At 66.9% G+C, this 6,383-nt stretch carries 5 protein-coding genes; 2 read left to right on the top strand and 3 right to left on the bottom strand.

The features are described 5' to 3' along the window. Positions 1-704: 704 nt before the first annotated feature. Complete coding sequence (locus KME77_RS27680; RefSeq protein WP_219471881.1) at positions 705-2,177, bottom strand: aldehyde dehydrogenase (NADP(+)); 1,473 nt, start codon at positions 2,175-2,177, stop codon at positions 705-707. 104 nt (positions 2,178-2,281) lie between these two features. On the opposite strand from KME77_RS27680, the gene KME77_RS27675 reads away from it, so the two are divergent. Both KME77_RS27675 and KME77_RS27670 read left to right on the top strand, forming a co-directional pair. After that, on the top strand, positions 2,282-3,538 hold the full coding sequence (locus KME77_RS27675) for a glucarate dehydratase family protein (protein WP_219471880.1): 1,257 nt from the start codon (positions 2,282-2,284) through the stop codon (positions 3,536-3,538). Then, positions 3,535-4,710 (top strand): hypothetical protein, encoded by a 1,176-nt coding sequence (locus tag KME77_RS27670; RefSeq protein WP_219471879.1) that lies wholly within the window; start codon positions 3,535-3,537, stop codon positions 4,708-4,710. The genes KME77_RS27675 and KME77_RS27670 overlap by 4 nt, the downstream gene beginning before the upstream one ends. A 413-nt stretch (positions 4,711-5,123) precedes the next feature. Here the strand turns inward: KME77_RS27670 and KME77_RS27665 are convergent, their stop codons facing one another. Together KME77_RS27665 and KME77_RS27660 are read right to left on the bottom strand one after the other, a co-directional pair. After that, a complete protein-coding gene (locus tag KME77_RS27665) occupies positions 5,124-5,621 on the bottom strand; it encodes a DUF402 domain-containing protein (RefSeq protein ID WP_308250937.1) in 498 nt (165 codons plus the stop codon). Between the two features lie 330 nt (positions 5,622-5,951). Then, positions 5,952-6,383 (bottom strand): LuxR C-terminal-related transcriptional regulator (locus KME77_RS27660; protein WP_219471878.1); only part of this gene is annotated, 432 nt, incomplete at its 5' end.

The raw sequence follows: 6,383 nt of genomic DNA, 5'->3' as shown, positions 1-6,383 counted from the left end.
CGGTCTCCTTCACGATACGCACCGCGCCCGCCCGGAACTCCGGATCAAAGCGCCGCCGCGTGACTGCTGCCACGACCAAACCTCTCCCGGTTCGGTCTCCACGCTACGAGGGGAAGGGCAGCCCTCAGAGGGCGAAGCCACGCCCTCTCGACCACCTCACACGGCCACTGGCTGCCGAAGGCCCGCCACCGCAACGCACTCCGACTCACCGCACATGTCTTCTGAGCCTGCCACCCCGTAACACGCCCAACCCGCCCTACGCCATTTCTCGGAGCCATCAGCGCCCAGAAACTAGCCGTACGTAACTTCTCAAAGCTGCTCTGCAATGCACTTACTTCGCCATACCCGACTCGCCGTACGCGTCTCCCGAGCCCGCCGCGCCCTGCAAAGTCCCCTCGACCAGCCGTACGCCATCTCACAGACACACCGCCCACAGCGCGCTCAACTCGCCGTACACGTCTCCCGGCCCTGCTGCGCCCCCGCGACCCGGCCTTATGCCGCTCCCTGGTCCGCCCATGTCGCGCGGCCCACATGCCTCAACCCCAGCTCCAGCCTCAGCCCCACTGCCTACAATTGCCCGCTTCCGCACCAACCACTTTCAATGCCGCTATCTGGACATATCCCACCGACACGCACACACCGAGGTGGTGCCGTCCTGGCGCCCAGCAGCCGCGCCAGGACGTATCCCCACCGCTCCGTTCGGTCTATCGACCCAATGCGCCGTCCACACGCCGCGGCACACCCAGCGGATTGTCGTCCCTGAGCTCCTCCGGCAGCAGCTCGCCCGGCCAGTCCTGGTACGCCGTCGGCACCAGCCACCGGTCGATGGCCGTCGCGCCGACCGACGTGTGCGCGGGCGACGTCGAGGACGGCCACGGACCACCGTGATGCATCGCCCAGCAGACCGCTACGCCGGTCGGCCAGCCGTTCCAGATCAGCCGCCCAGCCCTGCGCCCGAGCACCTCGGCGACCTCGCCGGCCTCAGCGGGGTCGGTGGCGTGGATGGTGGCCGTGAGTGACCCTTCCAACCGCTCCAGCACGGCCCGCAGATCCGAAGCGTTCCGGTATGTCACCACGATCGACGCGGGTCCGAAGCACTCCTCGGCAATCGCCGGCAGCTTCGCGGCGAACGAGTCGAGGTCGGTGGTGAACACCTTGGGAGTGACGGCCAGGCTCCCCTCCCCCGCGTTGCCCTCGGCCAGCACCGACAGCTCACTCAGCCGCTGCACCCCTCCGAGGTACCCTTCTCTGATCCGCTCAGCGAGCATCGGCCCACCGCTCGTACCTTCGACAGCCTCGACCAGCGCCTTACGGAGCTCGTCATCCTCAGGCACGAACATCAGCCCCGGATTCGTACAGAACTGCCCGACACCCAACGTCACCGACGCGGCGAACCCGCTGGCCACGTCCTTCATCGACGCGGACGGCAGCACGACGACCGGGTTGACGCTGCCGAGCTCTCCGAAGAACGGGATCGGCACCTCCCGCTCGTCGATCAGCGCCTGGATCGCCTTGCCACCAGCAACAGACCCGGTGAACCCTGCCGCCACCACGCTCGGGTGCTGCACCAGGTCGCCGCCCGCCCGCATGCCCTGCACCAGTCCCAGCAGATCGGGGTACGGCAGAGCGTTGCGGACGATACGGGCGACCTGCTCAGAGGTGTTCGGGTGACCGGGATGCGCCTTCACCACGACGGCGCACCCAGCTGCCAGCGCCGATGCGGTGTCACCGCCCGCCACCGAGAACGCGAACGGGAAGTTGCTCGCCGCGAACACCGCCACCACGCCGGCCAGCGGATGCTTCATCCTGCGCACATCCGGTCTGGGCGGCGTCGCTGACGGATCCGCGTGGTCGATGATGGCGTCGAGATAGCCGCCGTCTCTGATCACCTGAGCGAAAAGCCGGAACTGTCCGGCCGCACGAGCCACCTCCCCACGCAGCCGCACCTCTCCCAGCGCGGTCTCGTTGTCGGCGATCTGCCACAGCTCGTCCACATGTGCGGAGAGAGCGCCGGCGACCGCCTCCAGCGCCTCGGCCCGCTCAGCGGCAGGTGTCGCCCGCCACGCGGAGCCTGCGGCCGACGCGGCGGAAACAACCATGTCGACCCCGGCGCGGTCGGTCTCGGGCAGAGCTGCGCCCACGGTCTCGCCGGTCCTGGGGTTGTGTCCGTAGATCATCGAATGGCCCTTCGGAGTCTTGACACTTCTTCATGTTGATTCTTACAGTTGCCGCAACCTGTCCACAAACTTGGCAAGTGTTCACATATATGGACGGCGGTCGCATGATCATCAGGCAGATCCACGTCACTCCCGTAGCGTTCCGGGATCCGCCCCTGCTCAACGCCGCCGGGGTGCACGAGCCCTGGGCGTTGCGGACGATCGTCGAGGTGGTCACCGACGAAGGGCTGAGCGGACTCGGCGAAACGTACGGTGACCTGGGACATCTCTCCAAGGTACGTGAATGTGCCGCAGCGCTGGTCGGGGTGGATGTGCATGCGACCCACGAGATGTACGCCAGGATCAGCGCGATCATCGGCGACGTCGTGACCGACATGCATGGCTTGACCGGAGTCGCGACCCAGGAGAAAAGCATCGATCGGGTCTTCGCTGCGTTCGAGGTCGCTTGTCTGGATATTCGCGGCAAAGCGTACGGCGTGCCTGTAGTCGATCTGCTGGGCGGCCGGGTACGCGACGCCGTGCCGTACAGCGCCTATCTCTTCTACAAGTGGGCGGGGCATCCAGGCGGTGAGCCCGACAGGTTCGGCGCTGCGCTCGATGCGGCGGGAATCGTCGAACAGGCGTCGATGCTGATCAAAGAATACGGCTTCGCGTCTATCAAGCTCAAAGGCGGCGTCTTCGCACCCTCCGAAGAGGTCGAAGCCATCATAGCCCTGCGGGAGGCGTTCCCGGGCCTGCCGCTTCGCCTCGACCCGAACGCCGCCTGGACAGTGGAGACCTCCATCCAGGTCGGACAGGCGCTGGAAGGCAGCCTGCAATACCTGGAGGACCCCACGCCGGGCATCCCCGGCATGGCCGAGGTCGCCGCCGAGGTGCCGATGCCGCTGGCCACCAACATGTGCGTGGTGACGCCCGAGCACCTGCCACCTGCCATCGCCGCCGGGGCGATCGGGGTGCTGCTCCTCGACCACCATTATTGGGGCGGACTCGTACGTTCCTCGCACATCGCCGCATTGTGCGACACGTTCGGGCTGGAGCTGTCCATGCATTCCAACTCGCATCTCGGGATCAGCCTGGCTGCGATGACCCACCTGGCCGCCGCCATGCCCAACCTCACTCACGCCTGCGACACCCATACCCCATGGCAGAACGGGCAGGACGTGGTCGCACCGGGCGCCCTGCGGTTCATCGACGGCGCCGTCCCCGTGCCCGACGGCCCCGGCCTCGGCGTCGAGCTCGACCGTGACGCCTTGGCCGTCATGCACGAGCAATATCTCGCGTGCGGACTCACCGCCCGCGACGACACCACCTATATGCAGCGCTTCGAGCCTGCTTTCTCTGCGAGGAGACCGCGCTGGTGAATGTGGCCTACGCCTACCCCTGGGACATCGTCGGCGACCCGTCGGCCCCTTCGCGGCTCGCGGAGCTGGGGGTCGAGGCCGTGGCGGTGGCGGCCAGCTACCACTCGACCCGCGCCGCGACGCCGTACCACCCCGCGCACCGAGTGCTCGACGTCCCGTATTCGGCGTTCTACCTGCCGGTACGCTCCGCCTCCTGGGGGCGGCTGACGCCGGCCTCCCCGACCTGGACGCCCACGGACTCCTTCCTCCAAGCCCGCGACGCCCTGAAGGCCGCAGGTCTGAAGGTGCACGCGTGGACCGTTCTGACGCACAACTCGTACCTGGGCGGCATGCACCCTGACCTGGTAGTACGTAACGCATTCGACGATCCCTATCCATATGCGCTGTGTCCCGCCTTCGAGGACGTGATCGATTACTGCGAACGTCTGGTCAAGGAAATCCTGACCGTTGGGGAGCCGGACGGGCTCATCCTGGAGGCGTGCGGACCCATGGGTTTCGGGCACCAGAGCGTGCACGAGAAGACAGTGGGTGCCGATTGGACACCCGTACACGCTGACCTGCTGACACTCTGCTTCTGCACGGCCTGCGCCGCCCGCTACCCGCAAGGCATGCGGGAACGCGTACGCGCGGCCATCGACGGCCCTTCCGCTAAGGCCGTAACGGCTTCGGCGCCGACCTCCCAGGCGATATCACCGGAGCCCTCTTCCCCCGCGACCGTGGAGGACGCTCTCGGCCCTCTGGCCGAAGACGTCCGAAACGTCCGCGTCGACCTGTCAGCGTCACTGCGCTCCCGCCTCATCACCGTGGCCCGGGACACCGCACCGAACGTCCCTATCACCCTTCACGCCAACCCGGACCCGTGGGCCGCCAGCTCGTTCGCCACCCTCCCCACCGGGGAGCCTGGTGCGGACGTCCTGGTAGGCAACTGCTGGGGCGACTCCGCCTCGGACGCCGCCCGCCTGTCCAAGCTCAGCGAACTCTGCCACCCCGGCCAGCGAGTAGGCGCCTACGTCCTGGCCCTGCCCCCACGCCCCGCCGACGGCGAGGCACTAGCCGAGCAGCTCAGGACGTACGCCAAGGCGGGCGCCACAGAGTTTCACCTCTACCATGCCGGCCTCGCCTCTCCCCGCCGTCTCGCCGCCATGGCCGAAGCCCTACGCCTTACGAGCTGACTCCGTAAAGCCGGGAGCCTAACGCTCTCCCCGCAAGTCCCGAGCCTTGCGCTGTCCAGCAAAGCCTTCTGGTTCCCCCTCGCCACGCCTGGCCCTGGACGCAATCGATCACTCCCGATCGCGCTTCATAACCCGTGCGCGCACGCTGTACGACTATCCGTTGCTCACAGCCTTCGGCTGATCAGGCTTCTCAGCACCACGCCATGACCGACTGCGCAACGCTCCCTTCACAAAGCAGGACCCGACGCCCGACGCCCGACGCCCGACGCCCGACGCCCGACGCCCGACGCCCGACGCCCGACGCCCGACGCCCGACGCCCGACGCCCGACGCCCGACGCCCGACGCCCGACGCCCGACGCCCGACGAAGGTCGTTGCCCTCACGGGATCGTTACGCTCGCCTGCCAGAGCGGCTCACACCACCTGGTCGAGCCACCTCGAATGCGCGCCGCCGAACGGCCCCTGCCGCTTGCCCACCGCGCCCATCAACCACCTGGCCGTCTCCTCGGCCTGCGCGATCATTTCTTCCGGATACCCCAGCGACACCTGATGCTCAGCGAACTCGTCCTCGTCGTCCAAGATCAACCGACCGTCCCGCATCCTGATCACATCGAGATCAAGATCCAGCATGGTCACCTCGTCGCCACGCCACTCCGGAACGGTAGTGACGTCCACGTACACCTCGCTCCGGTGCGGCGGCGAGTTGAACGACGCCGTCCACCACGCATCCCGCGGAAACAACATGATGACTGTGGACTTCCACACCACGGGCGGTCCATCGCCCTTGCGTGCGACCGTCCCGCCAGGAGCCGCGACCCACACCCCGTGCTCATCCTCGCCAAGCACTTTCGCCGCATGGTTCCAGTGCAACGCCCCGCCATATTTCCGATAAACGATCCGTACATCGGTCACGTCACCGACGCTACCGGACCCCCATCCGGCCTGATCAACTGACTCAACGCCGGTAAGTTCGCGCCGGTGGAGGCGCATGTGCACCACAACACCTCGCAACTGCCTATACACACCTGCTCCCATCCACCGAAGGTCCTCCCGTTCACACGGCCCCACTTCGTGAACGACAAATCATCCCGTTCGCACGGGTCCACTCCCATCAACTACAAATCGTTCCGCTCATGTGCACTTGTCTCTGGCCCCATGAGCCATCCCTCGGCCCGTTCGTCTTGATCCGCCACAACTTGCCGCGTGCCACCCCGTTCCTCCCGCACGGGCCCCAGCCGCTGGTCAGCGGACTGCCGAAACCAGCCCACTCTCATACGCCACGATGACGAGTTGCGCCCTGTCTCGCGCCTCAAGCTTGGCCAGCAACCGGCCGATGTGGGTCTTGACCGTGGCAAGGCTCAGATGCAGATGATCTGCGATCTCGTTGTTGGACAATCCTCGGGCGATCAGGACGAGAACCTCCCGCTCGCGCTCAGTTATCCCCTCCAGCCCCTTGAGCTGCGGCGAGGCCGGTGTACGGGCGAACTCCTCGATCAACCGGCGCGTCACGGTAGGAGCCAGCAGCGCCTCGCCACTCGCCACCACCCGGATGGCAGCGACCAGATCGGCAGGCGGAGTGTCCTTGAGCAGGAATCCGCTCGCCCCGGCGCGGAGAGCATCGTAGACATAGGCATCAAGATCGAACATCGTCACGATCAAGACCCGCGCCACATC

The sequence above is a fragment of the Nonomuraea rhizosphaerae genome (assembly GCF_019396405.1).
GTDB classification, from domain to species: domain Bacteria; phylum Actinomycetota; class Actinomycetes; order Streptosporangiales; family Streptosporangiaceae; genus Nonomuraea; species Nonomuraea rhizosphaerae.
This window is presented reverse-complemented; position numbering and strand designations above follow the sequence as displayed.